Origin of the sequence: Bacillus cereus group sp. BfR-BA-01355 (genome assembly GCF_022663675.1) — a bacterium.
Taxonomy (GTDB): domain Bacteria; phylum Bacillota; class Bacilli; order Bacillales; family Bacillaceae_G; genus Bacillus_A; species Bacillus_A thuringiensis_S.
Map to the genome: position 1 here is coordinate 1 of NZ_JAKUFY010000298.1, position 518 is coordinate 518.

Sequence of the window (518 nt, forward strand, 5' to 3'; positions counted from 1 at the left end):
GTTATGATTGAAAACAAAGGTGTTATCACGATGAAAGAGTACCTAACGGAACTCTATCAAATTACAGAAAAGGATCATATTCTCCAATTCGCAAATTATATATTTGATGCATCGGTATGGGAAATGACCATATCTTTATTGACGGGGGCAACACTTAAAATTGTTTCCAAAGAAGAAATATCAGACATTGATAAATTCAATAAATTTGTAGTAGATAATGAAATAACAATAACGTTATTACCACCACAGTACTATATACAAGCGAAGCCAGAAGGATTAAGAATTTTAACTACAGGTGGTTCGGCTTCAAATACAGAAATTATAAAAAAAATAGATGAAAATTGTAGATATATAAATGCATATGGTCCTACAGAAAATACAGTTTTAGCAACACATTGGGAATACAATGCCAAAGATGAATTCTCTAACCTTATTCCAATAGGGAAACCAGTTTCTAACACTCGTATATATATATTGAATCAGATGAAACTTTGTGGAATCGGTGTGCCTGGAGAATT

Annotated in this window: 1 protein-coding gene; it reads left to right on the forward strand. The window is 31.9% G+C overall.

Annotation, left to right across the window (positions count from 1 at the left end; genetic code table 11):
• Window positions 1-30: 30 nt before the first annotated feature.
• A partial coding sequence (locus MR167_RS31725) for an AMP-binding protein (protein WP_242316250.1) occupies window positions 31-518 on the forward strand: 488 nt, incomplete at its 3' end.